Consider the following 493-nt stretch of genomic DNA (forward strand, 5'->3'; position numbering starts at 1 on the left):
TGCCAGCGGCGCGCGCTCGATCGCCATCGGTACTTCCGGCCAGATGTCGGCGGCCGGCAATACCGCGGGCGACGCCAAGCTGTTCGCCACCGCCGCCAATGCGACGGGTGCGGATACCGTCGCCATCGGCACGGGCGCCGCGACCGGCGGCAACAACAGCGTTGCGCTGGGCCTGCAGGCCACCACCACGATCGCCGGCACCAACGGCGTGGCCATGGGTAACGGCGCCACGGTCTCGGCGGACAGCGGCGTCGCCATCGGCAACGGCGCCCAGGCCACAGGCGCCAAGTCGATCAGCGTCGGTTCGGGCAACAAGGTCTCGGGCAGCGGCTCGGGCGCATTCGGCGACCCGAACGTCATCGCCGGCAACAGCAGCTATGCCGTCGGCGACAACAACACCATTCCGGGCAACGGCAGCTTCGCGCTCGGCAACACCAACACGATTGCCGCGAACAACAGCGCGGCGATCGGCAGCGGCGACAACATTGCCGCA

Annotated in this window: 1 pseudogene; it reads left to right on the top strand. The window is 69.8% G+C overall.

Features of this window, described 5'->3' with window-relative positions:
* Positions 1-493, top strand: a pseudogene (locus tag U5775_RS39025) (hemagglutinin); the annotation flags it as partial.

The organism is Paraburkholderia sp. J63, from assembly GCF_905220245.1.
Lineage (GTDB): Bacteria > Pseudomonadota > Gammaproteobacteria > Burkholderiales > Burkholderiaceae > Paraburkholderia.